The organism is Ramlibacter sp. G4-7 (genome assembly GCF_057784995.1).
This window is the reverse complement of record NZ_JBYNTT010000005.1, coordinates 195,027-221,418: the sequence shown is the minus strand read 5'-3', so window position 1 is coordinate 221,418 and position 26,392 is coordinate 195,027. Positions and strand designations below refer to the sequence as shown.

At 69.2% G+C, this 26,392-nt stretch carries 25 protein-coding genes; 10 read left to right on the top strand and 15 right to left on the bottom strand.

The features are described 5' to 3' along the window. Positions 1-2: 2 nt before the first annotated feature. Positions 3-746 carry an SDR family NAD(P)-dependent oxidoreductase gene (locus tag AC3EGR_RS09335; protein ID WP_488546269.1) on the top strand — a complete coding sequence of 248 codons (744 nt, stop codon included), beginning with the start codon at positions 3-5 and terminating at the stop codon, positions 744-746. A gap of 120 nt (positions 747-866) precedes the next feature. Here AC3EGR_RS09335 and AC3EGR_RS09330 read toward each other — a convergent pair whose 3' ends face one another. The 6 genes from AC3EGR_RS09330 to hemN form a co-directional block, all read right to left on the bottom strand. Next, on the bottom strand, positions 867-1,193 hold the full coding sequence (locus tag AC3EGR_RS09330; protein WP_488546190.1) for a potassium channel family protein: 327 nt from the start codon (positions 1,191-1,193) through the stop codon (positions 867-869). Between the two features lie 79 nt (positions 1,194-1,272). Further along, entirely contained in the window at positions 1,273-1,821 is a 549-nt protein-coding gene (locus AC3EGR_RS09325; RefSeq protein WP_488546189.1) for a dihydrofolate reductase family protein, read from the bottom strand. 6 nt (positions 1,822-1,827) lie between these two features. Beyond that, complete coding sequence (locus tag AC3EGR_RS09320) at positions 1,828-2,169, bottom strand: DUF2845 domain-containing protein (RefSeq protein ID WP_488546188.1); 342 nt, start codon at positions 2,167-2,169, stop codon at positions 1,828-1,830. Further along, positions 2,166-3,884 (bottom strand): hypothetical protein, encoded by a 1,719-nt coding sequence (locus AC3EGR_RS09315; protein WP_488546187.1) that lies wholly within the window; start codon positions 3,882-3,884, stop codon positions 2,166-2,168. Before AC3EGR_RS09315 ends, AC3EGR_RS09320 begins: the two co-directional genes overlap by 4 nt. 76 nt (positions 3,885-3,960) lie before the next feature. Then, positions 3,961-4,641 (bottom strand): sulfite exporter TauE/SafE family protein, encoded by a 681-nt coding sequence (locus AC3EGR_RS09310; protein ID WP_488546186.1) that lies wholly within the window; start codon positions 4,639-4,641, stop codon positions 3,961-3,963. A 1-nt stretch (position 4,642) separates the two neighbouring features. Further along, positions 4,643-6,028, bottom strand: a complete 1,386-nt coding sequence (gene hemN, locus AC3EGR_RS09305) for an oxygen-independent coproporphyrinogen III oxidase (RefSeq protein ID WP_488546185.1) — start codon at positions 6,026-6,028, stop codon at positions 4,643-4,645. Between the two features lie 194 nt (positions 6,029-6,222). Between hemN and AC3EGR_RS09300 the strand changes: the two genes are divergently transcribed. Together AC3EGR_RS09300 and AC3EGR_RS09295 are read left to right on the top strand one after the other, a co-directional pair. Next, entirely contained in the window at positions 6,223-6,888 is a 666-nt protein-coding gene (locus tag AC3EGR_RS09300; protein WP_488546268.1) for a helix-turn-helix domain-containing protein, read from the top strand. A 131-nt stretch (positions 6,889-7,019) separates the two neighbouring features. Continuing rightward, positions 7,020-7,235 (top strand): CsbD family protein, encoded by a 216-nt coding sequence (locus AC3EGR_RS09295; RefSeq protein WP_488546184.1) that lies wholly within the window; start codon positions 7,020-7,022, stop codon positions 7,233-7,235. Positions 7,236-7,291: 56 nt separating this feature from the next. Here the strand turns inward: AC3EGR_RS09295 and AC3EGR_RS09290 are convergent, their stop codons facing one another. Continuing rightward, complete coding sequence (locus AC3EGR_RS09290; protein WP_488546183.1) at positions 7,292-10,189, bottom strand: penicillin-binding protein 1A; 2,898 nt, start codon at positions 10,187-10,189, stop codon at positions 7,292-7,294. A gap of 229 nt (positions 10,190-10,418) precedes the next feature. On the opposite strand from AC3EGR_RS09290, the gene AC3EGR_RS09285 reads away from it, so the two are divergent. Further along, on the top strand, positions 10,419-10,742 hold the full coding sequence (locus tag AC3EGR_RS09285; RefSeq protein WP_488546182.1) for a DUF2917 domain-containing protein: 324 nt from the start codon (positions 10,419-10,421) through the stop codon (positions 10,740-10,742). A gap of 4 nt (positions 10,743-10,746) precedes the next feature. On the opposite strand, the gene AC3EGR_RS09280 is transcribed toward AC3EGR_RS09285, so the two are convergent. Both AC3EGR_RS09280 and AC3EGR_RS09275 read right to left on the bottom strand, forming a co-directional pair. After that, positions 10,747-11,391, bottom strand: coding sequence for a response regulator (locus AC3EGR_RS09280; RefSeq protein ID WP_488546181.1), 645 nt, complete (start codon positions 11,389-11,391; stop codon positions 10,747-10,749). After that, positions 11,388-12,461 carry a PAS domain-containing sensor histidine kinase gene (locus tag AC3EGR_RS09275; RefSeq protein WP_488546180.1) on the bottom strand — a complete coding sequence of 358 codons (1,074 nt, stop codon included), beginning with the start codon at positions 12,459-12,461 and terminating at the stop codon, positions 11,388-11,390. The genes AC3EGR_RS09280 and AC3EGR_RS09275 overlap by 4 nt, the downstream gene beginning before the upstream one ends. Before the next feature lie 126 nt (positions 12,462-12,587). Here AC3EGR_RS09275 and AC3EGR_RS09270 point away from each other — a divergent pair, with 126 nt between their 5' ends. Further along, complete coding sequence (locus AC3EGR_RS09270) at positions 12,588-13,334, top strand: hypothetical protein (protein ID WP_488546179.1); 747 nt, start codon at positions 12,588-12,590, stop codon at positions 13,332-13,334. On the opposite strand, the gene AC3EGR_RS09265 is transcribed toward AC3EGR_RS09270, so the two are convergent. Next, positions 13,303-15,783 carry a sensor domain-containing protein gene (locus tag AC3EGR_RS09265; protein ID WP_488546178.1) on the bottom strand — a complete coding sequence of 827 codons (2,481 nt, stop codon included), beginning with the start codon at positions 15,781-15,783 and terminating at the stop codon, positions 13,303-13,305. The genes AC3EGR_RS09270 and AC3EGR_RS09265 overlap by 32 nt on opposite strands. A gap of 160 nt (positions 15,784-15,943) precedes the next feature. Between AC3EGR_RS09265 and AC3EGR_RS09260 the strand changes: the two genes are divergently transcribed. Further along, entirely contained in the window at positions 15,944-16,366 is a 423-nt protein-coding gene (locus AC3EGR_RS09260) for a response regulator (protein ID WP_488546177.1), read from the top strand. On the opposite strand, the gene AC3EGR_RS09255 is transcribed toward AC3EGR_RS09260, so the two are convergent. Genes AC3EGR_RS09255 through ccoG form a run of 3 tightly spaced genes read right to left on the bottom strand, consistent with a single transcriptional unit; the run spans position 16,367 to position 18,380 of the window. Beyond that, positions 16,367-16,660, bottom strand: a complete 294-nt coding sequence (locus tag AC3EGR_RS09255) for a hypothetical protein (protein ID WP_488546176.1) — start codon at positions 16,658-16,660, stop codon at positions 16,367-16,369. Between the two features lie 36 nt (positions 16,661-16,696). Beyond that, positions 16,697-16,951: a FixH family protein gene (locus AC3EGR_RS09250; RefSeq protein WP_488546175.1), complete on the bottom strand. Its 255-nt coding sequence runs from the start codon at positions 16,949-16,951 to the stop codon at positions 16,697-16,699. A gap of 10 nt (positions 16,952-16,961) precedes the next feature. After that, the gene (ccoG, locus tag AC3EGR_RS09245) at positions 16,962-18,380 is read right to left on the bottom strand and encodes a cytochrome c oxidase accessory protein CcoG (RefSeq protein WP_488546174.1); all 1,419 of its coding nucleotides are present in this window, start codon (positions 18,378-18,380) and stop codon (positions 16,962-16,964) included. Positions 18,381-19,028: 648 nt separating this feature from the next. Here ccoG and istA point away from each other — a divergent pair. Further along, complete coding sequence (gene istA, locus AC3EGR_RS09240; protein WP_488546173.1) at positions 19,029-20,033, top strand: IS21 family transposase; 1,005 nt, start codon at positions 19,029-19,031, stop codon at positions 20,031-20,033. Continuing rightward, positions 20,030-20,860, top strand: coding sequence for an IS21-like element helper ATPase IstB (gene istB, locus AC3EGR_RS09235; RefSeq protein WP_488546172.1), 831 nt, complete (start codon positions 20,030-20,032; stop codon positions 20,858-20,860). The genes istA and istB overlap by 4 nt, the downstream gene beginning before the upstream one ends. A 492-nt stretch (positions 20,861-21,352) precedes the next feature. Here istB and AC3EGR_RS09230 read toward each other — a convergent pair whose 3' ends face one another. Beyond that, positions 21,353-23,314 (bottom strand): sigma-54-dependent Fis family transcriptional regulator, encoded by a 1,962-nt coding sequence (locus AC3EGR_RS09230; RefSeq protein ID WP_488546171.1) that lies wholly within the window; start codon positions 23,312-23,314, stop codon positions 21,353-21,355. 154 nt (positions 23,315-23,468) lie between these two features. On the opposite strand from AC3EGR_RS09230, the gene pedF reads away from it, so the two are divergent. Both pedF and AC3EGR_RS09220 read left to right on the top strand, forming a co-directional pair. Further along, positions 23,469-23,939: a cytochrome c-550 PedF gene (gene pedF / locus AC3EGR_RS09225; protein WP_488546170.1), complete on the top strand. Its 471-nt coding sequence runs from the start codon at positions 23,469-23,471 to the stop codon at positions 23,937-23,939. A gap of 11 nt (positions 23,940-23,950) precedes the next feature. Beyond that, entirely contained in the window at positions 23,951-24,790 is an 840-nt protein-coding gene (locus AC3EGR_RS09220) for a substrate-binding periplasmic protein (RefSeq protein ID WP_488546169.1), read from the top strand. Between the two features lie 58 nt (positions 24,791-24,848). On the opposite strand, the gene adh is transcribed toward AC3EGR_RS09220, so the two are convergent. After that, the gene (gene adh, locus AC3EGR_RS09215; protein WP_488546168.1) at positions 24,849-26,369 is read right to left on the bottom strand and encodes an aldehyde dehydrogenase; all 1,521 of its coding nucleotides are present in this window, start codon (positions 26,367-26,369) and stop codon (positions 24,849-24,851) included. Positions 26,370-26,392 lie beyond the last annotated feature (23 nt).

Sequence of the window (26,392 nt, the reverse complement as noted above, 5' to 3'; positions counted from 1 at the left end):
CCATGAAGAGACGATTCCACGGCAAGGTTGCGATCGTCACCGGCGCGGCCGGTGGCATCGGCCTTGCCACGGCGCGGCGCCTTGCAGACGAAGGCGCCGTGCTGGTGCTCGTCGACTTGAAGCAGGATGCGCTGGAGGGGCTCTGTGCCGACCTCAGGACGGCGGGTGCACCGGATGTCTGGGCCGCCGGCTGCGACGTCTCGGTCGAACACCAGGTGCAGGCGGTCATCGAAGGTTGCATGCAGCGCTTCGGCCGGCTCGACGTCGTCGTGAACAATGCGGGACGGATGTCCTTCAAGCCCCTCGAACGGTTCACCGGCGTGGACTGGACGCAGATCCTGGGCGTGGACCTGCTGGGTGCCTTCTTCTTCACGAGATTCGCCTTCCTGCACATGCAGCACGGCGGCGCCATCGTCAACGTCTCCAGCGTGCACGCCGTGCGCACTACCCCGTTCGTGGCGCCGTATGCGGCCGCCAAGGCAGCCTTGTTGTCCCTGACGAGGTCGACCGCCCTGGAAGGCCGGGACAAGGGCATTCGCGCCAACGCAGTGCTGCCCGGGGCGGTGGACACGCCGATGCTTCGCAACAACCCGGAAGTCAAGGCGGGGGTGGAAAAAATCGACGCCGGTGAACTCGGCCAGCCGGAAGACATCGCGGCCGCGATCGCCTATCTTGCATCGGATGACGCTGCCTTCGCGAACGGCGCGGCGCTGGTCGTGGATGGGGGGCGGATGGCGGAACTCTAGGAGGAGAGGGCGCTTTGGACTGCCACCCGTCGCAGCCGACATTCCGCGAAGCCTTCTCCGATTCGCCGCGCTGGCACCAGCGCAGCGCCTGCGAAGGCGGGCAGCGCGGCGGGATGCGCCTCATGGTTCATCCTCGCTGGTCATGTCCGTCATGGCCTTGACGGCCAGGGCCGCCGGCAAGGCCGTGAACAGCACGCCGCAGATCCCGATCATCACCGCCAGCGAGCGGGTGAGCAGGGTTCTGGGCGCGAGGTCGCCGTAGCCTAGGGTCAGGCCGGAGATGAAGGCGAAATAGATCGAATCCTGCAAGGGCCAGCCCTCCAGGAAGCCGACGGGAAGGCCGAGGCCGATCACCAGCGCAAGCAGCACCGAGAGGATGGGCCAGACCACGCGCAGCCCCGTGACCAGGCCGCGGGCAAAACGGCGCCGCATGGTGTGTGGGTCCATGGTGACCTCCTGCGAGGGTCGTACAACGACGCCCATCGGCGATGATGACGACGTCGCATGGAAGACCGGACCGCATCTCCTAGCTTCGCCTCACCTCGTACCGCAATTCGGCAAAACCGTCGCCGATCCGCCGCGCCGACACCAGGCGCAAGGCCGGCGAAGTGATCCTCCTCGGCAACAGCGGCTTTCCCGCTCCCAGCGTCACCGAGCCCACCTGCACGATGATCTCGTCGAGCAGGCCGGCGTCGTGGAACTGCCCGACCAGGTCGCCGCCGCCCACCAGCCAGACATTGCGCCCCGCCGCCGCCTCGTGCATCTCCGCGTGCACGGGCCGCACGTCGCCCCGCACGAAGCGGATGTCCGCCCCCGGCACCGGGGGCAGCGCGCGGCTCGAGAACACCCAGGTGCGTTGCGTGTACGGCCACGGCCCGGAGCCGTCGGCCTTCACGACGTGGCGCAGCATCCACTCGTAGGTCGCCGAGCCCATCGCCAGTGCGCCCACCTCGCGGATGAAATCCGGGTAGCCCGTGTCGTTGATGTCGCCCAGCGGGAACAGCCAGTCGAGCGAGTCGTCGGGCGTCGCGAGGAAGCCATCGAGGCTGGACGCGGTGTAGTACTGGGTGCGCATACGCGATTATTGAGGCAGCCGCTCGTACCGGATCGACGACACCCGCCCATCCCGGAACCGCACCGTCGCCATCAGGTTCCCCGGCCCGCGGTCGTACAGCCACTCCTCCACATTCTGGCAAGGCACGCCGTAGGGCACGACGGGGGGCGGGGTGTACGGATAGCCGTAGGCGTAGATCTGCGCGCAATAGGTTTCCGCCAGCGCCGGCTGGCCACACTTGTACAGGACGGAGAGCTTGGAGTCCCCTTCGGCCGCGATCGCGCCGTTGCAGCGCAGCGTTTCCGCGCCGGCCCACGCGGCGGGGAAACACAGCGCGAGCGCGAAGGCTGCGCGGGCGACGGCATTCATGGCGCGGCTCCGGAGGATGCGGTCTCGCCCATTGTGCCGCGCGCCCGCGGCTCGGACTGCCCTTGCGCGCCCGCCAGCGCGGCGAGCAAGGCATGCCAGGTCGACGCCCTGGGCCGCGAGGTGAGATCGAAGATGCGCGCCGCCGCTTCCGCCCGCCGGCGGTTGGGGGACTGCGGCGGCACCGTGGACCACAGCTGCGCGAGCGAGGTCTCCAGGAAGTCGCGATCGGTGCTCGCGTCGATGACGAACACGACCCGTTCCAGGTCCACGCCGCGCAGCAGCTCCCCGAGTTCGAACAGGCAGCCGCGGTGCACCGGCGAGAAACTGCGCAGGTCCATCAGCACCGCGTCGCTCCGCGCGGCCAGCTCGCGCATCACCATCTGCCAGGTGTCGGCGCGGCAGAAGAACTCGTTCACGCGGTAGCGGCCGTCCACGTCCGCCGCGGTGTCCAGGCGCGCGAGGCGCCGGTCCAGGTCGGCGCGGCCGTCCACGAACTGGCGCGAGAGCTTGCCGCCCAGGAAGGCGAGGAATTCGTGCGGCTCCACCGTCGTGGTGACGAGGTCCGGCCCGGCGATCATCGTGATGTCGCCCAGGCGCAGCCAGTGCGTCTGCAGCACGTCGAACAGCCGCGCGCTGCGCGGGCCCAGCGCGAACACCCGCAGCAGCAGCAAGGTGCGCCGCGCGGGCGGCGGCCGCGCGCGCAGCCAGCGGAAGCCGAGCGCCCGCGTCACCCGGAAGCAGGCAAACGCGACCAGCCCCGTGAACACCCACCACCAGCCCTGGAACGCCAGCGTGTACGAGTGGGTGATGCCGAACAGCAGCCACAGCGCGTCCGTCATCAGCATGTGGTCGGTGATGCGCTTGTGCTCGTAGCGGCGCCCCAGCCACCGCAGCAGCCACCATCCGACCAGGCCGAACACGGCCGCGCCCACCAGCAGCATCGCCCAGAAGGTCTCCGCGCCGCCGAGGCCCACGGCGCCGCCCGCTCCGGCCAGCGCGCGGATGGACGCGTCGTCGGTCAGGAACATGGGCGGCAGCTGCGACCCGATCAGCGCCAGCACCATGAAGGCCAGCACCATCGGACCCACCGCGCGGATGCGCCGCGACAGGAAGGCCGCCAGCAGCACGGTGGGCACCCCGTTCTCCAGCAGCCAGAAGAAGGGCATTTCGTGCCAGCGCAGGTTGGGGCTGGCGGCATAGGCCGCGGCCGTGAGCGCGACCAGCATCGCCGCATACGCGCCCACCAGCCACCACTTGCTGCGCTCCACGGTGGCCACGAGGCTCACGCCGATCACGGTGGGCCACAGGTAGGTCCAGGCGATGGCGACCACGCGCGTGACCGACAGGCTGATGCCGGTGGCCGTCAGCCAGCCGACGGCCATGACGAGGGCGTACACCGCACCGGCAGCGGCGTACACCCAGGCCGCCCGGCGCGGCGCCGCGAGCAACCAGGCCACGTCGCTCCCACCCGTCTGGCCCCCTGCGAGCTCGACGATCTTCAGCGGCGCACCCTCCTGCGGCCCGGCGGTTTCCACTGGCGGTGGCGCCGAGGCGGTGCCGGACGCCTGCATGCCGCGTCCCACGCTGCGGTGGTACAGCGCCAGCAGCCAGCGGGCGACGGGGTACGACAACAGCGCCGCGAGCAGCACCATGGCCGGGAACATGCCGGTCAAGGCCACCGTGATCGGGTCCGGGGCAGCAGGGTTGTCAGGCATGGCGCCCTCCCCTCGCGCCGTCGCGAGGCTCCGTCCCATTGTGGTCGCGGGCCGTCAGCGCGGCCAGCGCTTCAGCTCAACCGATGCCGCACCATTCCGCAACCCGGTGCGCAACGTCGATCCAGAGCGCCCAGGCGGCCGTCAGGGCCAGCAGGCCGCCTGCGATGCGCGTGCCCCAGTCCTGGCGCAGGCGGTTGCCCAGTTGCTGCAGCTTGCGCAGCGCCGACGGCCCGAGCCCCAGCGAGATGCCGCTGCCGGCCGCGAACAGCGCCATGCACAGCGCCCCCTGCAACGGCCCGCCCGAGAGCGAAGCGACGAGCAGCGCCGAGTACAGCAGCCCGCAGGGCAGGAAGGCCCACAGGGCGCCGGTGGCGACCAGGCCGCCGCGCCGCTGCGCCAGCGGCCGCACGCGCGACCAGACGCTGCGCCCCGCGCTTTCCACCCAGGCCGGTTGCCTTGCCTGCGCGAACAGGACCAGCCCCCACAGCAGCACCATGACGTGGAACAGCGTCCACACGGGCCGCAAGGCCACTGTCTGCGAGGACAGCCACGCGAAGGTCTGCACCGCAAACCCTGCCGCGGCGCCCGCGACGGCGTACCCCAGCAGCCGCCCGCCCTGGAAGGTCCACATCCCGCGCGCCGGCTTCGCGCCCGCGGCCCGGATCACCCCGCCGCAGGCGGCGCCGCACATGGCCAGGCAGTGGGGCCCTCCCACCAGCCCCATGAGGAATGCGGTCCCTGCGAGCGTGAGCGTCATGTCAGATGATGCGCGAGAAGCGCTTGCGGTTGCGGTCGGCCTGCAGGTACTTGTCGAACTGCATGGCCACCGCGCGCACGAAGAACCAGCCCTGGGCCGTCACCTGGATGCCGGTGCCGTCCAGGATCACCAGCCCCTGCTTGCGCAGCTCCTCCATCTGCTGCATCTCCGCGGCGAAGTAGCTGCGGAAATCGAGCAGCCATGCGAGCTCGATGGACTCGAACACCACCTGCCCCTGGCACATCAGGGCCATGATCACGGCGCGCCGCGCCAGGTCGTCGCGCGAGAGCGCCAGGCCCCGCACCACCGGCAGCTTGCCCTGGTCCAGCAGGTCGCAGTACTCCTCCATCGTCTTCGCGTTCTGGCTGTAGGTGGCGCCCACCTTGCCGATGGCGGACACGCCCAGGCCGACCAGGTCGCAGTCCGCATGGGTGCTGTAGCCCTGGAAGTTGCGGTGCAGCCGGCCCTGGCGCTTGGCGATGGCGAGCGCATCGTCGGGCAGCGCGAAGTGGTCCATGCCGATGTAGACGTAGCCGGCGCTCAGGAAGGTGGCCAGCGCGTTCGACAGCATGTGCACCTTGGCGCCGGCTCCGGGCAGCTCCGAGGCCGCGATGCGGCGCTGCGGCTTGAAGCGCTCCGGCAGATGGGCATAGGCATAGAGCGCGATGCGGTCCGGCTTCAGCCCGGCGACCTGCGCCAGCGTGCGGGCGAACGATTGCGAGGTCTGCCGCGGCAGCCCGTAGATCAGGTCGACGTTGACGGAATCGAAGCCGATGCGGCGCGTGTCCTCGATCAGCGCGGCGACCTGCGCATACGGTTGCACCCGGTGCACCGCCTTCTGCACCTCCAGGTCGAAGTCCTGGACGCCGAAGCTGATGCGGTTGAAGCCCAGATCGGCCAGCACCTGCAGGCGCTCCGCGGTCACGGTGCGCGGGTCGATCTCCACGGAGCACTCGGCGCCGGGCAGCAGCGCGAAGTTCCGGCGCAGCATCGCCATCAGGCTGCGCAGTTCGTCGTCGGACAGGAAGGTGGGCGAGCCGCCCCCCAGGTGCAACTGGCTGACCGGCTGCGCGGTGCCCAGGGCTGCCGTGTGCAGCTCGATCTCGCGCGCCAGGTAGCGCAGGTAGGCCGCGGCCCTGGCATGCTGCTTCGTCACGATCTTGTTGCAGGCGCAGTAGTAGCACAGCGACTCGCAGAAGGGGATGTGCACGTACAGCGACAAGGGCAGGTTCATGGCCGCCGGCCCTTCCCGGCGTTGCGCCAGGGCGCAGCCGTAGTCGCCCGGCCCGAAGGCCTCGACGAAGCGGTCCGCCGTCGGGTACGAGGTGTAGCGCGGCCCGGGGACGTCGTACTCGCGCAGGAGCTTGGGCAGGATGGAGGCGTTCATGGCTTGTTCTTGCAGCGAGCCGCCATGGTGCGCGCCAACCGGTCCGGCCGGCTTGATTTGCATCAAGCCCCGTCCGCCCGTCGCGCCGCAGAATTTGATGCAGGTCACCAGGCCCTCCCTCCGTGAAACCCATCCCCACCGCTGCCGTCGCCCAGTCCGTCGCCTGCTCCAACTGCAACCTGCGCGAGCTGTGCATGCCGGCGGGCCTCTCGCCCGAGGAGATGTCCCGCATCGACCGCCTGGTCGCCACCCGGCGCAGGGTCAAGCGCAAGGCACCCTTGTTCCGCACGGGCGAGAAGTTCCAGGCGCTGTACGCGATCCGCACGGGTGTGTTCAAGACCTGCGTGACGGCGGAGGACGGCCGCGGCCAGGTGACCGGCTTCCAGATGGCCGGTGAGATCGTCGGCCTGGACGGGATCGTCGGCGACGAACATACCTGCGACGCCGTGGCCCTGGAGGACTCCGAGGTCTGCGTGCTGCCCTTCGAGCGCATCGGGGAGCTTTCCCGCGAGGTGGGCGCGCTGCAGCACCACCTGCACCGCGTCATGAGCCGCGAGATCGTGCGCGAGCACGGCGTCATGCTGCTGCTGGGCACCATGAACGCGGAAGAGCGCCTGGCCGCCTTCCTCCTCAACCTCGTGCAGCGCCTGCAGGCCCGCGGCTTCTCGCCCTCGGAGCTGCTGCTGCGCATGACCCGCGAGGAGATCGGCAGCTACCTCGGCCTGCAACTGGAGACGGTCAGCCGCACGTTCTCGACCTTCGCCGGGCAGGGCATCCTGGAGGTCCACCACCGCCACGTGAAGATCGTCGACGTCGAGCGGCTGCGCGCGGTGCTGGCACAGCCGGTCGGCGCTCTCTAGGCCGGACGCCTGGCCCTGCCGTGGTGTCCTCTGCTGTAGGAAGGCGCGCACGGCAACTGCGGCCCCCTACGCCTACCTCGTCACAGCCCGCGACCCAACATGGAAGTATCGGAAACACAAAGGAGATCCTCATGAACAAGGACCACGTCAAGGGCGCCGCCAACCAGGCCACCGGCGAGATCAAGCAGCAGGTCGGCAAGCTGACCGGCGACAAGACCCTGGAGGTCAAGGGCCACGCCCGCGAACTCAAGGGCAAGCTGCAGCAGCGCGTCGGCGATGCGAAGGACGACGTCCGCACCGAGCGCGAGCTGGACAACGTCGAGAAGGACCGCGACCTCGATAATTGAGGCGCAGACGATGTGAAAGAGCCGGGTTTCCCCCGGCTCTTTTCATGTGGCCTCCCTCACTGCGAGCTCGTCGCGCTCCCCGTCGCGTCGCCGACCGAGCCGGTCGCAGTAGGCGCGCTGGACGATGACGGGCTGCTGGCACCGTTGCCGGAGTCGCCGTCGAAGAGCGGCGCCGTCCGCGGCGACGCCGGGGTGCCGGACCCCACCTGGCTGCTCGTCTCGCGCCGGCCCGCCGGCGGTGATGCGCCGTCGTGCGGCACCGTCACCGTCGCCGCCGAATCCCGCGACAAGGTGATGGTGGAACCACCCTCGCGAGTGCTCCGAGACGAAGACGCCGCCGCGCCGTTGCTGCCCATGGACGCGGTGGAACCATTGCCCGTGCCCGTGCCCGCCGCCGGCGCCACCCGCGCGCTTTGCGTCGGCGCCCTCGCCGCGTCCGCGGGGCTCGCAGCCTCGGGCGTGCGCGTTGCCGTCTCGGGACTGCGGTACACCTGCGTGCCCGGGATCGTGTCGACCGGGCGCGTGGCCTCCAGCGGCCGCGGGAAGGTCGGCACGCGCTGCGAATCGGTGGCGATCACGGGCGCCGTCGGCATCACCGCCGGCGCAGCCGGCGTCTGTGCCATGTCCAGCGACCTCGGCGGCGGCTCCAGCCTGGGCGGCTCCGTGCTGATCTCCGGCAGCTTCATCTCCGGGATGGTGGCCACCGCGGGGGCGCTTTCGGGCGACGACGGTGTGTTGAACACGCTGTTCCACCAGTCGCCCATGCGGTCCATCAGCGGCTTCTCCTGGTCCAGCAGGTGCGGCGCTGCGAAAGCGGCCTTGGTGTCGATCACGCCGGCCTTCTGCGCCTGCTGCATCATGTCGCCGACCAGGAACAGCGCGTTGTGCGCGCCCTGCCCCCAGTACGAGCTGCGCATCGTCACGCGGTTGTCGTTGAAGCCGACCCAGGCGCCGGCGACCAGTTGCGGGTGCATCAGGATGAACCAGCCGTCGGTGTTGTCCTGGGTGGTGCCGGTCTTGCCGGCCAGGTCGCCGGCGAGGCCGAAGCGCGGGCGCAGGCCGGCGGCGGTGCCGTAGTCGATGGTGCCGCGCATCACGTCCAGCAGCGTCTGGGCCGCCTGGTTGGACAGCGCCTGCTCGGTCGTGCCGCGGCCGAAGCTCTCCAGCACGTTGCCGTTGCGGTCTTCCACCGCCGTCACGACGATGGGCTCGACGTAGCTGCCGCCGTTGGCGATGGTGGCGAAGGAGGTCACCATCTCCTTGAGCGTCACCGGGCTGGTGCCCAGGGCGAGCGAGGGCACTTCGTTGAGCTTGCTCTGGCGCACCCCCATGGCGCGGGCGAGGCTGGCGACGCGCGATGGGCCGACCTGCATCATCAGCTGCGCCGTGATGGTGTTCTTGGACTTGGCCAGGCCGTCGCGCAGCGTCATCGGCAGGTTGCTGGGCGAGCCTTCCACGTCGCCGGGGCGCCAGACCTGGTTGCGGTCGATCTGGATGGCCACGGGCTGGTCCATCAGGGTCTCGCTCGGCTGGTGGCCCTGCTCGAAGGCGGCGCCGTACACGAAGGGCTTGAAGGTCGAACCGGGCTGGCGCCTGGCCTGCTGCACGTGGTCGAACTTGTCGTCGCCCCAGTCGCGGCTGCCGACCCAGGCGCGGATCGCGCCCGTGCCCGGCTCGATGGCCAGGAAGCCTGCCTGCAGCATCGTCTTCTGCCGGCGCAGGTCGCGCATGAACTCCGCGTCGCCCTGCAGCTGCTTGATGGCGTCCGCCTCGCTGACGCCCTTGTCGCGCGCCTGCTTGTACTCCACGGAGTCCTTGATCCAGGACTTCACGAGGGGCGCGTTGCTGGTCCAGAAGTACTCGAAGGGCGACACGCGGCTGCGCGCGGCGACATAGGCCGCCGTGTCGCTGCCCAGCCCCGGCAGGCCGCTCTTGCTCCACTCGACGTCCGCCACGGCCTGCAGCGCCTTGGTCTGGCGCTCCACGGCCTCGTTGGCCATCGCCTGCAGGCGCGAGTCGATGGTGGTCTTGACCACCAGGCCGTCGGCGTAGACGTTGTAGTCGTGCTTGTCCGCCCAGTCCATCAGCCAGCGGCGCAGGGACTCGGCCAGGTGGGGCGCGGGCCCGGTGTTCTCCTCCACGCGCTCGAAGTTCAGCTTCAGCGGCTGCGCCTTGAGCTGCTCGTAACGCGCCTCGGGCAGCTTGCCTTCCTTGACCATCATGGCCAGCACCGTGTTGCGCCGCTGCACGGCGCGCTCCGGGTTGATCACGGGGTTGTAGTAGGCGGTGCCCTTGAGCATGCCCACCAGCGTGGCCGCCTCCAGTTCACTCAGCTGCTTGGCCGACTTGCCGAAGTAGGTGCGCGCGGCCATCTCGATGCCCCACGCGTTGTAGAGGAAGGAGACGGAGTTGAGGTAGGACTCCAGGATCTCGTCCTTGCTGTAGATCGCCTCGATCTTCAGCGCGGTGATCGCTTCCTTCACCTTGCGCGAGACGGTCTGCTGGCGGCCGATCTCCTCGGGGTACAGGTTGCGCGCGAGCTGCTGGGTGATGGTGGAGCCGCCTTCGACGTCGCCCGTCAGGGTGTTGATCACCGCCTTGCCGGTGCGCACCAGGTCGATGCCGTGGTGGTCGTAGAAGCGCTTGTCCTCGGTCGCGAGCAGCGCCTCGGTCACCTGCGGCGCGATGTCGGGGAGCTTGACCCAGTCGCGGTTGGCGCGCCGGAAGACGGCGAGCTGCTTGCCGTCGGCGGACATGACGACCGAGGGGGACTCCTGCTTGGACTTGCGGATGTCGCCGATGCTCGGTGTGAACGGGTACAGGGCGGCCACGTAGAGCGCCACGGCCAGCGGGGCCGCCGCGACGACCTTGATCGGGTGGCGGCGCATCCATCGTCCGAGGCGAAGCAGTCTTGCGCCCAGGCCCGCCGCCATGCCCTCGATTCTTTCGTTCATGGTGCTCTCTTCCAGGTGGTGCACGAATCTAGAAGCGCCGAGCTAGGCGCGACTGTAGGACGCCTGCGCAACGGAATCGGGGCTTTGCCCCGCGCTCGCGGGGCGCGGCGACTACGCAGCCGAAGCGCGGTCCGGCGCCCGCCTACAAGGAGGTGCGGCGCCGTCCTACGATCGTGCTACGCGTTTGTCCGGCTGTGCTTGCGCCGCGGCGGCCGCAAGATCCGCAGCCATGCAGCTGACGGTCCCCGCCCTCCCCTGGCTCCCCGCCTTGAGCGACATGGCGCGCCTGGTGGGGCTCGCGCCGACGGTGCGGCCCAGCATCACGCGCCGCTTCTTCGCCCTGGTGACGGGCGGGCGCACGCGGGAGGTCAATCCGCCGCCCGGCGTTGTGACGGTGCACTGCCGCCAGGGGGAAGTCTGGATCACGCACGACGGGGACCCGCGCGACGTCGTGCTGCGCGAGGGCGAGAGCTACGTGGCGGACACGAGCAGCCGCATGACCGTGCATGCGCCGCGGCACGATTGCGTGCTGGAGTTCGAGGTCGTGGAATAGGCGGTCAGGACAGCGGGTCCGCCAGCCCGTGCTTCAACGCGTAGCGCACCAGCTCCGTCTGGTTCGCCAGTCCCAGCTTCTGCATCAGATTTGACTTGTGCGTGCTCACCGTCTTCACCGACAGGTTGAGCTTGGCCGCGATGTCCGACACCGCGTCGCCCGCCACCAGCGCCCGGAACACCTCGAACTCGCGGTCCGAGAGCGTGTCGTGGGCCGGCGCATCGCTGCCGGGCATGGCGCCCAGCGCGAGCTGTTCCGCGACTTCCGCGCTGATGTAGGCGCCGCCGCCGGCGATCTTGCGGATGGCCTGTTCCAGCTGCGCGGGGGCGCTCTCCTTGGTCAGGTAGCCGCTGGCACCCGACTTGATCGCCCGCACCGCGTATTGCATCTCCTGGTGCATGCTCAGCACCAGGATGCGCAGCCGCGGCTTTTCGGCTTTCACCAGCTTGATCAGCTCCATGCCGCTGCGGCCCGGCATCGACAGGTCCAGCAGCAGCACGTCGAACTCCAGGCTGCGCACGATCTGCATCACCTGGGCGCCGTCGGCCGCCTCGCCCGCCACCGCGAAGTCGGCCACGTCCGAGACGATGCGCTTGAGGCCTTCGCGCACGATGGCATGGTCGTCCGCCAGCACGATGCGCACGGTCATGACGCCACCCTCGCCGACAGCGGGATGCGCGCCTCGACCCGCGTGCCGCGGCCGGGGCGGCTGTCGACGCGGACCTCGCCGCGCAGCAGCTGCGCCCGCTCGCGCAGACCGACCAGGCCCAGCGACTGCGGCGGGCGCGCATCGGTGACGCAGAAGCCGACGCCGTCGTCCTCCACCCGCAGCAGCAGCTGCGCAGCGGCAGTGCGCAGCTCCACGTGCACGTGGCTCGCCTGCGCGTGCTTGGCGACGTTGGCGAGCGACTCCTGCAGCATGCGGAACACGCCCGTGGCGCAAGGCTCCTGCAGCTCCAGGGATTCGTCCACGTCCAGGTCGCAGGGGATGCCGGTGCGCTGCCGGAAGCCCTGCACCAGCCACTCGATCGCGGGCACCAGGCCCAGGTCGTCCAGGACCAGAGGCCGCAGGTCGGCGGCGATGCGGCGCACGGCGGCCACCGAGGAATCCAGCAGCGCCAGCATCTGCGTGACCCGCTGCTGGGCGGCCGTGTCGTGCGCGGCGAGCTGTTCCCGCAGCCAGATCGTGTCCATCTTCAGCGCGGTGAGCGACTGCGCCAGTTCGTCGTGCAGCTCGCGCGCGATGCGCGACTTCTCCTGCTCGCGCACGCCGGCGGACTCGGCGGCGAAAGCGGCCAGTTCTTCCTGCGAGCGGACGCGCTCCGTGACGTCGCGCAGGATCACCGTGTACAGCTTGCCCTCGGGCGTCTGCAGCTGCGAGATGGACGCCTCGATCGGGAATTCGCTGCCGTCCTTGCGCAAGGCGTGCAGCACCGTGGCGTCGCCCATGCGGCGCGAGGTGGTGCCGGTCGCGCCGAAGCGGCGCACCTGCTGGCCATGCACCCCGCGGTAGCGCTGGGGCAGCAACACGTCCAGCGACTGGCCCTGGATCTCCTTGAGCGACCAGCCGAACATGCGCTCGGCCGCGCGGTTGTACAGCACGATGCGCTGGGTGTCGTCGACGCTGATGATCCCGTCCATCGCGGAGTCGAGCAGGCCCCCCAGTCGCGCGGCGGCACTGTCGTCGGACGGCAAGGAGAAGGTCACGGGCACCTGCATGGATCAAAATTACAGCACAACCGCAGGATATCGCACGCGTCCTACAGGCCGGCCCGGGACCTCCTGACATGTCGAATGGAACCGGGACAGGAGACTTGGCTCAGGAATGCATCAACCTTAGCAGTGTTGGCCATCGAAGACTCCATCGTCCCTCCCGCAGGGGCCCCGCCCCCGGCCGCCTCGGACGCATCGCCGCAGCGCCTGCGCAGCCTTGCGCGCGCGGCGCAGCACGACATCCTGCGGCGGGTGACGCCGCCGCTGCGGCACGACATGGTCGTGCACCTGCAGTCCCTGGGCATGATGGCCGAGGCGCTGAGCGCCCGGGTGGAACGCGGCGCCGTCGCGGGCGAGGACCTCGCGAACTCGGTGTCCAAGCTGAACCGGCTGTCGCGCCAGGCCGTGGCGCGCTGCCTGGACGTCTGCACCTGGATGGAGCCGGCCGAAGACGACAACATCACGCTGCGCGACGGCGTCGGCGAAATGGTGCGGCTGCTGTCCACGAGCCTGAACTTCCGCGGCTTCGACCTGCGCACGGAACTGGGCGACGGCGAATTCGCCGTGTGCCGCAGCGCCCTGCGCTTCCTGCTGGCCGCCGTCATCCTGACGCTCACCGACGCGGCGCCCGCCCCGGGCGAAGTGGCGGTGCGCACGGAGCAGTCCTCCTCGCACGGGGTCATCGCCGTGGAGTACCAGCCGCAACCGGAAGGCAACTTCACGCAGCTGCACGATCCTGGCGACGCGCCGCTGTCCTGGGTGGAGGTGCAGGCGCTGGCGACGCAGTACGACGTGGAGCTGCAGCGCAAGGGGCAGGCCATCATCCTGCGCCTGCCGCGCGCCGTGGTCACGACCCCACTGAAGATGGTTCCGGTGTGAGCGCGGCGCCGGCGCCGCCGGCCGCCTGGATGAAGGCCTCCAGCTGCTCGATCGGCAGCGGCCGGCAGAACAGGTAGCCCTGGTAACGCTGGCAGCCCTGGCGCGCCAGGAAGGCGCGCTGCTCCTCCGTCTCCACGCCCTCGGCGATCACCTCCAGGCCCAGGTTGCGGCACAGGCCGATGATCGTCCCGGCGATCGCCGCGTCGTTGCCGTCGGTGAGGATGTCCTTGACGAAGCCGCGGTCGATCTTGAGCTCGTCGATGGGCAGCCGCTTCAGGTAGGACAGCGACGAGTAGCCGATGCCGAAGTCGTCGACCGACAGCCGCACCCCCATGTCCTTGAGCGTGCGCATCTTGGCGATGGTGGCTTCGATGTTCTCCATCAGCAGGCTCTCGGTGAGTTCCAGCTTGAGGCGGTCGGGCCGGATGCCGGCCCGCTGCACGCAGCTCACGACCTCGTCGACGAACTCGGGATGGCGGAACTGGCGCACGCTGACGTTGACGGCGATCAGCAGGTGCGCGCGCTCGGGCCGCTGCGCCCAGAGCGCCAGCTGCGCGCAGGCCGACTCCAGCACCCAGTGCCCGATGGGGATGATGAGCGAGGTCTCTTCCGCCGTCGGGATGAACTCGTCCGGGCCGACCGTGCCCCGCGTCGGGTGCTCCCAGCGCAGCAGCGCCTCGACGCCGGTCATGCGGCCGTCCATGCCCACCTGCGGCTGGTATTCGACCTGCAGGTGGCTGTCCTGCCAGGCCTGGCGCAGGTCGGCCGCGAGCGCCGCATTGGCCGTGGCCACCGCCTGCATCTCGGGATCGAAGAAGCGCACCGCATTGCGCCCGGCCGCCTTGGCCTGGTACATGGCCAGGTCGGCCTGCTTGAGCAGCTCGTTGACGCTGGAGGGCGTCTTGCCGAACAGGGTAACCCCCACGCTGCAGGTGCTGTGGTGCAGGTAGCCGGGCAGCACGTAGGGCTCGCCCAGGCCGTCCAGGATGCGCTGGCTCACGACGCGGGCAGCGGTCAGGGGGTCGAGCGGCTTTTCCGGCGTGTTCTCGATCAGCACCACGAATTCGTCGCCGCCCAGGCGCGCGACCATGTCGCCCTTGGCGACGCAGTTGCGCAGGCGCCGCCCGACCTGCTGCAGCAGCATGTCGCCCTTCTGGTGGCCCAGCGTGTCGTTGAGCACCTTGAAGTTGTCCAGGTCGATGAACATCAGCGCGCCTTCGTGCGCGTGGCCGTTCTCGCCGACCGCCGCCTGCAGGCGGTCCAGCAGCATCCGCCGGTTGGGCAACTGCGTGAGCGTGTCGTAGAAGGCCAGGTACTGGATCTCCTCCTCGTCGCGCTTGCGCTCGGTGATGTCGCGCCCCACCGCCACCCAGTGCGTGAGGCGGCGCGACTCGTCCCACACGGGGGAGACGTCCAGGTCGACCCAGTAGGCTTCGCCGGCCTTGGTGTAGTTGATCAGGTCGACGCGCACGCGCTCCCACTGCTCCAGCGCGGAGCGGATGCGATCGAGCTGCGCGCGCTGGGTATCGGGGCCTTGCAGCAGGCGCGGCGAATGGCCGATCACCTCCTGCCGGGTGTAGCCCGTGCGGCGTTCGAAGGCCTCGTTCACGAACACGATGCGCGGCCCGGGCGCGCGGAAGGGGGCGGCCTCGGTGATGATGACGATGTCGTTCAGGCGGGCGATGCTGCTTTCCAGCAGCGTCAGGTGCTGCTGGGCGTGGCGGCGCGTCGACACGTCGCGCAGGTGCAGGGCCAGGCCGGCGCCGAAGGGAAAGCCGCGCACTTCCAGCCAGTGGACCACCTGCGCATCGAGCTCCTCGAGCTCGATCGCCTCGCGCTTTTCCAGCGCGTGCATGAAGCGCTCTTCCAGCGCGAGCCGCACCCGCTTCTGGAAGAAGCTCCAGATCTTGCGTCCCATGAGCGGCTCGCCGCCCGGGGCGAGCACCTGCTCCGCCTGCTCGTTGGCATAGTTGATCCGGCCTTGCCGGTCGACCGTGACGAAGGCTTCGGCGCTTCCGAGCGCCCCCCCCATGCCGACCGTGTGCCGCAGCAGCGTGCCGGGTGCGTATCCCGCGGGAGCGATCTCCTGCACGAAGCCTTCGCAGCCCACGGGCCGGCCGTCCTCGTCGCGCAGCGGCTGTCCCACGCAGCGCACCCAGATGCGCCTGCCTTGCAGCGACAGCACCTGCACCTCGACGTCGAAGGCTTGCCCCTTTTCGCCGCACGCCTGCAGGCGCGCCGCGAGTTCGGCGCGATGCTCCTCGGCGAAGTGGGTCAGCGCGTGGTCGAAACCGGGCGTGTAGCCGGGCGGCGCGCCGTGCAGGCGCGCCATCTGCTGCGACCAGTACAAGGTGCGCTCGGCTGCGTCGAGCCGCCAGAAACCCACGAAGGTGCTGCGCTCGACGAGGTGCAGCAGTCGTTCTGGGTCGTGGACGGTCACCGGATCCATGTCGTTCCTTGTCGGGCATCTTACGTGGAGCACGCCCGCACCGGGTCCGGCCGTAGGCACTCTCCTACGTGCAGACGGGAGCCCAAGGCGGAACATGTCGCCTACCTCAGGGGCTAGAGTCCCTTACGCCTTGACACCCACCCTTACCCATTGAGCTCTCGTGCAACTGGAAGTCTTTGTCGTCGAGGACAACGCCGAGATCCGGGAGAACCTCGTGGGGGCCCTGGAGGAGCTGACCTGCGTGAAAGTGGTCGGCGGCACTCCGACCGAGGAAGGCGCACTGGCCTGGATCGGGGCGCAGAACCACTGGGACATGCTGATCGTCGACCTGTTCCTCAAGGGCGGCAGCGGCATGCGGGTCGTGCAGCACGTGCAGCGCTCGCGGCCTGAACAGAAGATCATCGTGTTCAGCAACTACGTCAACGCGAGCGTGCGCAAGCGCTGCGCGCAGCTCGGCGTCGACGCCGTGTTCGACAAGTCCACCGAGATCGACGCGCTGGTGGACTACTGCTCGCACCAGTGCACCGTCATGGGAGCGAACTCCGCCCCGGCGCCGCTCACTCCGTCCGGAAGCTCGATGTAGTCAGGCTGCGGTGCGGCCCTGCTCCTGCGAGCCGATCGGCGCCGGGCTCGCGTCGAACGGCCGCGCGTTGACCTGGGTGGGCGCGAGCCGCAGCAAGGTCGTCAGCGCGCAGGCCCCCATCGTCACCAGCCAGAACACGAAGAAGCTGGCGGTGTACACCGCCTGCCGCGACCAGCCCAGGTCGCGTCCCGACCACTGCAGTTCCATCGGGTCGACGAAGGCGAAGACGAGCAGCTCGAGGGCACAGGCGGCCATGAAGGCCGGCCAGGCAATCCACAGGAAGCGGTTGGTCACGGTCGATGTCTCCTGAAGCGCGATGGACTGCACCGCTCAGCGCGCGGGCGTCGCCGCATGGTTGCGGCCCTGCACGGCCGGAAGCGTGGCGCGCTCCTGCGCGGCCGCCAGCGCCTTGTTGATCTCCATGCCGCGGCGGTAGTAGTCGGCTTCCACCACCGGGTCGGCACCGCGCACGGCGATCACGGCCGTCACGATGCCCGCCACCACCACGGCGGCCGGTCCGGCGATCACCAGCCAGACAAGGCCGTACTTCCACCAAGGGCCCGTCGTCGTCGTGTCATCGTTCATTCGTCTCTCCTCAACGGGGCACCAGGAACACCGACTTCTCGCGGACGTGGGCGTCGCCGCCGACGGTGCGGACGTCGAAATGGATGGGATGCGAGCCCGCCGGCGCGCTGCCGTAGGGGACCTGCAGCCGCACCGCCACCCAGCGTGACTCGGCCGGGCCGACCTCCACCTCCGCCTCGGAGGCGATCGAAAGCCCTTCGAGTCCCTCGGCTTCGATGCGGTAGCGCTGCGGCTGCTCGGTGGCGTTCATGACCTGCAGCCGATAGACGTTCTCCAGCCGGCCGCCCGCGACGATGCGCGAGAGCGCGGCGCGGTCGCGCACCACGTCGACCTTCAGCGGCATGCGCAGCGCCAGGCTGAACATCATGGCACCCGTCAGTGCCAGCAGGATGGCCCCGTAGACCAGCACGCGCGGCCGCAGCACGCGGCCCAGGATGAACTGGCGCCCGCGGCCGCCGCCCTCCTTCAGCGCGTTCTGCGTGGTGAAGCGGATCAGGCCGCGCGGATAGTTCATCTTGTCCATGACGCCGTCGCACACGTCCACGCAGGCGGCGCAGCCGATGCACTCGTACTGCAGGCCCTCGCGGATGTCGATGCCGGTGGGGCACACCTGCACGCACAGGGTGCAGTCGATGCAGCTGCCCAGGCCCATGGCCTGGAAGTCGTCCTTGCGCCCGCGCGTGCCGCGCGGCTCGCCGCGCACGGTGTCGTAGCTGACGATCAGCGTGTCCTTGTCGAACATGGCGCTCTGGAAGCGCGCGTAGGGGCACATGTACTTGCAGACCTGCTCGCGCATGAAACCCGCATTACCGTAGGTGGCGAAGGCGTAGAAGAAGACCCAGAACACCTCCCAGGAGCTCATGCGCGTCTGCAGGAACTCCATGCCCAGCTCGGTGATCGGCGTGAAGTAGCCCACGAAGGTGAAGCCGGTCCACATGGCCACCATCCCCCACAGCAGGTGCTTGAACCACTTCTTGACCAGCTTTTCCAGCGAGAACTCCGCCGCATCGAGCTTCATGCGGTGCGGCCGGTCGCCTTCGACCTTGCGCTCGATCCACAGGAACATCTCGGTGTAGACGGTCTGCGGGCAGGCGAAGCCGCACCACAGCCGCCCGGCCACGGCGGTGAACAGGAACAGCGACAGCGCGCTCACCACCAGCAGGCCCGTGAGGTAGATGAAGTCCTGCGGATAGAGCACGAAGCCGAAGATGTAGAACCGCCGCGCCGCCAGGTCGAACAGCACCGCCTGCCGCTCGCCCCAGTGCAGCCAGGGCAGGCCGTAGAAAACGATCTGCGTGAGCCAGACGAACGCCCAGCGCCAGCGCGCGAACGGGCCGGTCACGGCCCGCGGATAGATCTTCTTCTCGGAAGCGTACAGCCCCTGCCCTTCCTCTCCGGAAGCCACAGGAGTGATGGGGATCACTTTCATCGTGCTGGGATGGTGCGCGGGGGAAGATGCAGGGGACTTGACCTTGATCAGATGGGAAGGGGAAAAGAGGGATTCGTCATCACCGCGCAGGCGGACCGGGGGCGTTCAGGAGCGTGCTTACCAGCGCTGCGCCAAGGGCCGTCGGTCCGGGCACCCGCTCTCCGGTCAGCTCGCGATGAAGCCGCCGTTGAGAACCCAAGGCCAGTTGCTCGGAATCCGGCAAGCGCCACACGAGCGCCTCAGGGGCCGCGAATGATCCCTGCGATCGGGTACCCGAACCGCCGACCCCTCGTGGACAGTGACGCATTGGGAAGTTCCCGGTCCTGGGCACGGCGCGCGATCAGGCGTCCTCGATCAGCCGCGGCGATGAGGGGGTGAAGGGTTCGGGTATCCGATCGCAGGGATCATTCGCGGCCCCTGGGGCTCACCATCAGCCACTGGCCGTGTTCCGAGCCGAGGCCGTGGCAAGCCACAGGCACTTCATCGCGAGCTGACCGGAGAGCGGGTACCCGGACCCTTGCCCCTGGGTGTGGGTGGCGGACGTAAATTGCACGAAATCGGCGGACGAAATTTGCACACTCGGGCAAGGTGGCGACTCCACCAGAGACCGGGGAGCCGCCGATGTATGGGAGGGAACAACGCGTGCTATTGCGTCACTACCTCGAGCAAGGCCTGCCCAAGGCGGAGATCGCCCGACAACTGGGCATCAGCCTGCGCACCCTGTACTACTGGATGGAGGCGGGGCACCTGGATCGAGCGCTTGATGACGCCCCGGTGCGCTACAGGCCTCGACCTGCAGTGCCGCGCAAGATCGACAGCTTCACCGGCATCATCACTGCCCGCCTGGCCGAATACCCCCGGCTGAGCGCCGTCCGGTTGCACGAGGAGATCCGGGCTGCCGGCTATGGAGGCGGCTATACGCAGGTCAAGGACTTCGTGCGCCAAGCACGTCCGGGCGCACTCCCCGAGCCCGTCGTGCGCTTCGAGACGCCGGCCGGACGCCAGGCGCAGGTGGACTTCGCCGAATTCCGGCTGCCCTGGGGCAAGCGCTATGCCTTGGTCGTGGTTCTCGGCTACTCGCGCCGCCTGTGGCTGCAGTTCTATCCGCGCCAGACCATGGCAGTTCTCATGCGCGGGCTGGAGGAGGCCTTTGCCTTCCTTGGTGGCGTGCCCACCGAGCTTTTGTTCGACCAGATGAAGGCGGTGGTGATCGATGACCAGCGCACCATCGGGGGCAAGGTATTGGAGAACGCCGAATTCGCTCGCTTTGCCGCGCACTGGGGCTTCCGCATCCGCGCTTGCCGCCCCTACCGAGCTCAAACGAAGGGCAAGGTGGAGCGGCCAATTGGCTATGTGCGGCAGAGCTTCTTCTACGGCAGGCACTTTCTCAACGACGCCGACTTGAACGCACAGGCCCTGTCTTGGCTCACGCAGAAGGCCAACCGGCGCATCCATCGCACCACGGGCGAAGTGCCGGATGTCCGCTTCCTGCGTGGCGAGCTGGCGTTGCTGCAACCGCTGGCGCGCACAGCCTATCGAAGCGTGGTCGCCGCCGCGCCGGCCCAGACGCGCACGGCCATGCCAATGGCGCTGCCGCGAGTCGAGCGCCGTCCATTGAGTGTCTACGGCAGTCTCGCTGGAGGTTTCCGATGAGCACCGCACATTCGTCCCGCGACACCATCCGCGGCATGCTGGCCGACCTGAAGATGCCGGGAGCGCTTGAGGCGGTGGACCACATCCTCAGCGACGTCGATGGCGGCCAGCTCACGGCATCCGAGGCCATCCAGCGCCTGTTGGATGCACAGATCTCGCTGCGCAACAACCGTCGCCTAGAGGCTGCAATGCGATCGTCCAGGCTGCCGGCCATCAAGACTCTGGAGAGTTTTGATTTCGCCTTCCAGCCCTCCATCAAACGCGAGCAGATCGAGAGCCTGCACGAACTGGGCTTCCTTGAGCGCAAAGAGAACGTCGTCCTGCTTGGCCCGCCGGGCGTAGGCAAGAGCCATCTGGCCATCAGCCTGGCCATTGCGGCCGCGCAGCGCGGGCGTCGCGTGTACTACGGCACACTGATCGACCTGATCACCTCCCTGGAGGAAGCGCAGGCCGCGGGGCACTTGATGCGCCAGTTGGCCGTACTCTCGCATCCGGCACTGCTGGTCGTCGATGAAATCGGCTACCTGCCGATCTCGCATACCGGCGCCGTGCTCTTCTTCCAGCTCATGAACCGGCGCTACGAACACGCCTCGACCGTGCTGACGTCCAACAAGGGCTTCGAGGACTGGGGCTCGGTGTTCGGCGACGAAGTCATGGCTGCTGCGCTCATCGATCGCGTGCTGCATCACTGCCACATGGTGAACATCCGTGGCAACAGCTACCGCATGCGCGAACACAGCGACCTGTATCGCTCCCTTCGCGATGAGCTCCTCGTCTCACCGGACGCAGAGCGGCGCAGTCGGCGCCCGAAGGTCACCCAGCAATGAAGTTGGACGGCGTGCAATTTCCAGCCGCCACGACCATGCAATTCTCGATCGGCGTTGACACCACGGCGCGCGATCAGGCGTCCTCGATCAGCCGCGGCGATGAGGGGGTGAGGGTTCGGGTATCCGATCGCAGGGATCATTCGCGGCCCCTGGGGCTCGCCATCAGCCACTGGCCGTGTTCCGAGCCGAGGCCGTGGCAAGCCACAGGCACTTCATCGCGAGCTGACCGGAGAGCGGGTACCCGGACCCTTGCCCCTGGGCGCAGCGCGCGATCAGGCGTCCTCGGTCAGCCGCGGCGATGAGGGGGTGAGGGTTCGGGTATCCGATCGCAGGGATCATTCGCGGCCCCTGGGGCTCGCCATCAGCCACTGGCCGTGTTCCGAGCCGAGGCGGTGGCAAGCCACAGGCACTTCATCGCGAGCTGACCGGAGAGCGGGTACCCGGGCCCTCGCCCCCGGGCGCAGCGCTCGATGAGGGGACTCCTGAGGCGTCCTATTTCCCCCGCAACTTGCGATAGATCGTGTTGCGGCTGATGCCCAGGCGCTTGGACACCGCGGAGATGTTGCCGTCGGCTTCGGCCAGCGCGCGGTGAATGGTCTGCAGTTCCACGGCTTCCAGCGTGAGGGGGGAGCCGCCATCCGTGGCTCCGGGGGCCACCTCCTCCGCCACCGCCATGTTGCGTACCGGCCCGGGGCCGGGCTTTCCGGCCAGTTCGCCCAGCGCCCGTTGCGCGTCCTCCAGGAAGTCGTCGGAGAGGTGCGCCTGCGTGATGCGCCCTTCTCCGCCGGACATCACGCACGCGGTGCGCAGCACGCTCGCGAGCTGGCGGATGTTGCCCGGCCAGCGGTAGGTGCGCAGCAGCTGCAGCACGTCCTCGGCGAGTTGCGGCGGCGTGCCCTGGCATTCGGCGCGCAGGATCTTCTGCACGATCGCCTCCAGGTCGCTGCGTTCGCGCAGCGCGGGCAGGCGCACGACCAGGCCGTTGAGGCGGTAGTACAGGTCCTCGCGGAAGGCCTGGCGCTCGATCATCTCGCGCAGGTTGCGGTGCGTCGCGGCGACCACGGCGACGTCGACCGGGATGGGCTTGGCGCTGCCCAGCGGGGAGACCTGGCGCTCCTGCAGCACGCGCAGCAGGCGCGCCTGCAGCGGCAGCGGCATGTCGCCGATCTCGTCGAGGAACAGCGTGCCGCCGTGGGCCTGCAGGATCTTGCCGGCGGCGCCCTTGCGGCGCGCACCGGTGAAGGCGCCCTCCTCGTAGCCGAACAGCTCGCTTTCGATCAGGTTTTCCGGGATCGATGCGCAGTTCACCGCGACGAAGGGCTGGCGGGCGCGGTCGGAGTCCTGGTGCAGGGCGCGCGCGAGCAGTTCCTTGCCCGTGCCGGTTTCCCCCAGCACGAGGACGGCAATGCCGCGGTTCAGCACGCGCCGGACCTTGCCGATCACGGCTTCCATCTGCGCGTCGCCGGTCTGCAGGTAGCGCAGGCCCGAGAGCGCGCCGGCGCCGCCGCTGGCTGCGCGCGGTGCGCTCGGTGCGGCCGCCGCGAATCCATCGTCCGCCCCGAGCGCCGGCACGCTGCCCAGGTGCTGCCACGTCGGCCAGTTGAAGCGGGCCTGCACGTGCACGACACGGCCGTCGACCAGGTGCAGCGGCAGCGGCATGGCCATGGGCGAGCGGAAGTGGTCGACGAGCGCGCTCACCGGCACCCCGAACAGCGAGGTGACGCTGTTCATGCGCAGGCCCGCGCCGCTCATGCCCAGCATGTCGAGCGCCGCCCGGTTCGCGCCGAGGAAGCGGCCGTCGCGGTCCAGCGCGAGGATGCCTTCCATCAGCGTGCCGATGAATTCCGGCCGGATGTGGAAGTGCAGCTTCAGGGCGTGGCGGAAGTCGTCGTTGAGCCAGTGGTTCTCGATCATCCGCGCCGACATCTTCACCAGCCCCATGGTGTGCTGGTGGTACGAGCGCTGCTCGCCCGAGACGTCGAGCACGCCCAGCATGCTGCCGCGCGGATCGAAGATGGGCACCGCCGAACAGGTGAGGAAGCCGTTGGCGCGCATGAAATGCTCGTCGGCGTGCACGAGCGTCGGCGCCTCGTTCATCAACGCGGTGCCGATGGCGTTGGTGCCCTTGCTCGGCTCCGACCAGTCCGCGCCCGGGGCCAGCGCCACGCGCGATGCGCGCTGCAGGAAGTCGTCGTGCCCCACCGAGTGCAGCACCGTCCCTTGGGCGTCGGTGAGCACCACCATGCTTTGCGTCGCGAGGATCTGCTCCAGCAGCAGTTCCATCACCGGCATCGCGTGCCCGCACAGGCGCAGGTTGCGTTCGCGCGCGATCGCCAGCTCGGCCCGTCGCAGCGCGCTGTGGTCCGGCCGGTTGGCGCGGTCCAGGCCGAGCGCCGTGCAGCGCTCGTGGGAACGCTCGATGGCATCGCGGTGGGCGGGGTCGGGAGTGTCCATGGCGGATTCTCATTCTGGGTGGGCGCGCCGGCACGCACTTGACCTGGGTCAAGGCGTAACTGTCTCAATCTGGAGCACTCGCGGGCGCTGCGCCCCTGGCATGTTGCTTGCGCTCCACCCCTCGTCCGCAACCCCCTTCCTGAAGGAGACAGCCATGACGAGACCTTTCCCCCGACGCATCGCCTGTGCGCTCGCCGCACTGCTGGCCGCGCCCCTGGCACTGGCGCACGGCGACGTGACGCCGCAAGCCGTCGACACGCGTGAACTGCCGCCTCTCGGCCAACAGTGGCGCGAGCAGAACCCCTACCGCAAGGACGACGCGGCCATCCGCATCGGCACCTCCGCGTACAACCAGAACTGCGCGCGCTGCCACGGGCTGGAAGCCATCTCGGGCGGCATCGCGCCGGACCTGCGCAAGCTGGACAACGAGTGCGCCACGATCAAGGACGAGAAGAAGAAGGCCGCCTGCACCAAGGAAATCGACGGCTACTTCCTCACCACCGTGCGCAACGGCCGCACGCGCAACGGCGCCGTCTACATGCCGCCCTTCGAGGGCACGCTCAACCAGGAGGCGCTGTGGTCGATCAAGAGCTACCTCGAGACGCGCCGCGAGAAGCCCTTGTGAGGAGGACTGCGATGGACCACGCCCACGATCCCGGCCGGCGCCGCTGCCTGGCCGGCGCGCTGGCGGCGGCCGCGTGTGCCGCTGCCTGGCCCGTGCGCGCCGCGGAAGGCGAGGCGCTGGCGCGCATCCGTGCGCGCGGCAGCCTCGTCGCCGGCGTGTACGCGGACATGCCGCCCTTCCACGTGGCCGGCAAGGGCATCGACGTCGAGGTGGCGCGTGCGCTGGCCGCGCGGCTCGGCGTCGGCCTCTCGCTGCTGCCCTTCGCCGCCGGCGAGAGCATGGACGACGACCTGCGCAACATGGTGTGGCGCGGCCACTACCTGGGCTGGGGGCCGGCCGACGTCCTGCTGCACGTGCCGGTCGAACCCGGCCTTGCGACGGCGAACCCGAAGGTGCGCATCCTCGCGCCCTACTACCGCGAGCGGCTCGCCATCGCGCTGCGCCGTGACGCCCTGCCCGCGCTCGCCACGCTGGGCGCCTTGCGTGGGCACCACGTCGCGGTGGCGGGGCGCTCGCTTGCCGGCTGGCTTCTGATTGCAGCGGAAGACGGTGCGCTCGCCGCGGACCTGTCCACCGGTTTTGCCGATGGCGTGGCCGCGGCGCAGGCGCTGCGCGAAGGCAGGGTCGCGGCCGCCGCCGGCCTGGCGTCCGAGCTGGAGGCGGTGCTCTCCGGTGACGCGCGCTTCGCGATCGAGCCCTTCCCTTCGGCGCGCGTGCCGCGCGAAGGCTGGGCCATCGGCTGCGCGGTGAAGAAGGAAGCCGGCGACCTCGCCGCTGCGTTGCAGGAAGCGATGCCGACGACCCAGCTGGCGGAGATCTTCGAGCGCGGCGGGGTGAAGTGGCGGGTCTGAGCCGACCACGCAAGAAAAGGCCCGGGATCCCCGGGCCTTTTTCCTGCCGCCGCCGTGTTCAGAAGAACCCGAGCGGCTTTTCCCCATAGCTCACGAGCAGGTTCTTCGTCTGCTGGTAGTGCTCCAGCATCATCTTGTGGGTTTCGCGCCCGATGCCCGACTGCTTGTAGCCCCCGAAGGCCGCATGCGCGGGGTAGGCGTGGTAGCAGTTGGTCCACACGCGTCCGGCCTGGATGCCGCGGCCCATGCGGAAGGCGGTGTTCATGTCGCGGCTCCACACGCCCGCGCCGAGGCCGTAGGGCGTGTCGTTGGCGATGGCAAGCGCCTCCTCCTCGTCGCGGAAGGTCGTGACCGACACCACGGGACCGAAGATCTCCTCCTGGAAGATGCGCATCTTGTTGTGGCCCTTGAACACCGTCGGCTGGATGTAGTAGCCGCCCTGCAGGTCGCCCTCCAGCACGTTGCGGGCGCCGCCGGCCAGGCACTGCGCGCCCTCCTGCTTGCCGATCTCCAGGTAGGACAGGATCTTCTGCAGCTGCTCGTTGGACGCCTGCGCGCCGATCATGGTGGACTTGTCCAGCGGGTTGCCCTGCCGGATGGCCGACACGCGCTGGAGCGCGCGCTCCATGAAGCGCTCGTAGACGGATTCCTGCACCAGCGCGCGCGACGGGCAGGTGCACACCTCGCCCTGGTTCAGCGCGAACATCACGAAGCCCTCGATCGCCTTGTCGAGGAAGGCGTCGTCCCTGGCCATGACGTCGGCGAAGAAGATGTTGGGCGACTTGCCCCCCAGCTCCAGCGTGACGGGGATGATGTTCTGGCTGGCGTACTGCATGATCAGCCGGCCGGTGCCGGTCTCGCCGGTGAAGGCGATCTTGGCGATGCGCGGGCTGGAGGCGAGCGGCTTGCCGGCCTCCAGGCCGAAGCCGTTGACGACGTTGACCACGCCCTTGGGCAGCAGGTCGCCGATGATCTCCATCAGCACGAGGATGGAAGCCGGCGTCTGCTCCGCCGGCTTGAGTACCACGCAGTTGCCGGCCGCCAGCGCGGGCGCCAGCTTCCACACCGCCATCAGCAGCGGGAAGTTCCACGGGATGATCTGGCCGACGACGCCCAGCGGCTCGTGCAGGTGGTAGGCGAAGGTCTCGTGGTCGACCTCGCCGATCGAGCCTTCCTGGGCGCGGATGCAGCCGGCGAAATAGCGGAAGTGGTCGATGGCCAGCGGCAGGTCGGCCGCCATCGTCTCGCGGATCGGCTTGCCGTTGTCCCAGGTCTCCGCCGTCGCCAGCAGTTCGAGGTTGGCCTCCATGCGGTCGGCGATGCGATGGAGCACCTGCGCCCGCTCGGCGGGCGAAGTGCGGCCCCAGGCGGCCTTGGCGGCGTGCGCCGCGTCGAGCGCGCGTTCGACATCCTCCGCCGTCGAGCGGGGGATCTCGCAGAACGGCTTGCCGGTGATGGGCGTGACGTTCTCGAAGTAGCGGCCCTGCGTGGGGGCGACCCACTCGCCGCCGATGTAGTTGCCATAGCGTTTCCTGAACTCCACCGCGAAGCCGAAGCGGCCAGGTTCCAGCATGTCCATGCGAGTCTCCAGAGAGCTGAACG

Bases quoted from the DNA above. Each gene is read 5' to 3' on its own strand.
- AC3EGR_RS09315 (WP_488546187.1), bottom strand. From the start codon at position 3,884: ATGCCTGACAACCCTGCTGCCCCGGACCCGATCACGGTGGCCTTGACC.
- AC3EGR_RS09220 (WP_488546169.1), top strand. From the start codon at position 23,951: ATGGACCACGCCCACGATCCCGGCCGGCGCCGCTGCCTGGCCGGCGCG.
- hemN (WP_488546185.1), bottom strand. From the start codon at position 6,028: ATGAACGCCTCCATCCTGCCCAAGCTCCTGCGCGAGTACGACGTCCCC.
- AC3EGR_RS09275 (WP_488546180.1), bottom strand. From the start codon at position 12,461: ATGCAGGTGCCCGTGACCTTCTCCTTGCCGTCCGACGACAGTGCCGCC.
- AC3EGR_RS09285 (WP_488546182.1), top strand. From the start codon at position 10,419: ATGCAGCTGACGGTCCCCGCCCTCCCCTGGCTCCCCGCCTTGAGCGAC.
- AC3EGR_RS09335 (WP_488546269.1), top strand. From the start codon at position 3: ATGAAGAGACGATTCCACGGCAAGGTTGCGATCGTCACCGGCGCGGCC.
- AC3EGR_RS09300 (WP_488546268.1), top strand. From the start codon at position 6,223: ATGCCGGCGGGCCTCTCGCCCGAGGAGATGTCCCGCATCGACCGCCTG.
- AC3EGR_RS09250 (WP_488546175.1), bottom strand. From the start codon at position 16,951: ATGAACGATGACACGACGACGACGGGCCCTTGGTGGAAGTACGGCCTT.
- AC3EGR_RS09290 (WP_488546183.1), bottom strand. From the start codon at position 10,189: ATGAACGAAAGAATCGAGGGCATGGCGGCGGGCCTGGGCGCAAGACTG.
- istB (WP_488546172.1), top strand. From the start codon at position 20,030: ATGAGCACCGCACATTCGTCCCGCGACACCATCCGCGGCATGCTGGCC.
- AC3EGR_RS09320 (WP_488546188.1), bottom strand. From the start codon at position 2,169: ATGAATGCCGTCGCCCGCGCAGCCTTCGCGCTCGCGCTGTGTTTCCCC.
- AC3EGR_RS09230 (WP_488546171.1), bottom strand. From the start codon at position 23,314: ATGGACACTCCCGACCCCGCCCACCGCGATGCCATCGAGCGTTCCCAC.
- pedF (WP_488546170.1), top strand. From the start codon at position 23,469: ATGACGAGACCTTTCCCCCGACGCATCGCCTGTGCGCTCGCCGCACTG.
- AC3EGR_RS09330 (WP_488546190.1), bottom strand. From the start codon at position 1,193: ATGGACCCACACACCATGCGGCGCCGTTTTGCCCGCGGCCTGGTCACG.
- AC3EGR_RS09295 (WP_488546184.1), top strand. From the start codon at position 7,020: ATGAACAAGGACCACGTCAAGGGCGCCGCCAACCAGGCCACCGGCGAG.
- AC3EGR_RS09265 (WP_488546178.1), bottom strand. From the start codon at position 15,783: ATGGATCCGGTGACCGTCCACGACCCAGAACGACTGCTGCACCTCGTC.
- adh (WP_488546168.1), bottom strand. From the start codon at position 26,369: ATGGACATGCTGGAACCTGGCCGCTTCGGCTTCGCGGTGGAGTTCAGG.
- AC3EGR_RS09280 (WP_488546181.1), bottom strand. From the start codon at position 11,391: ATGACCGTGCGCATCGTGCTGGCGGACGACCATGCCATCGTGCGCGAA.
- ccoG (WP_488546174.1), bottom strand. From the start codon at position 18,380: ATGAAAGTGATCCCCATCACTCCTGTGGCTTCCGGAGAGGAAGGGCAG.
- AC3EGR_RS09325 (WP_488546189.1), bottom strand. From the start codon at position 1,821: ATGCGCACCCAGTACTACACCGCGTCCAGCCTCGATGGCTTCCTCGCG.
- AC3EGR_RS09310 (WP_488546186.1), bottom strand. From the start codon at position 4,641: ATGACGCTCACGCTCGCAGGGACCGCATTCCTCATGGGGCTGGTGGGA.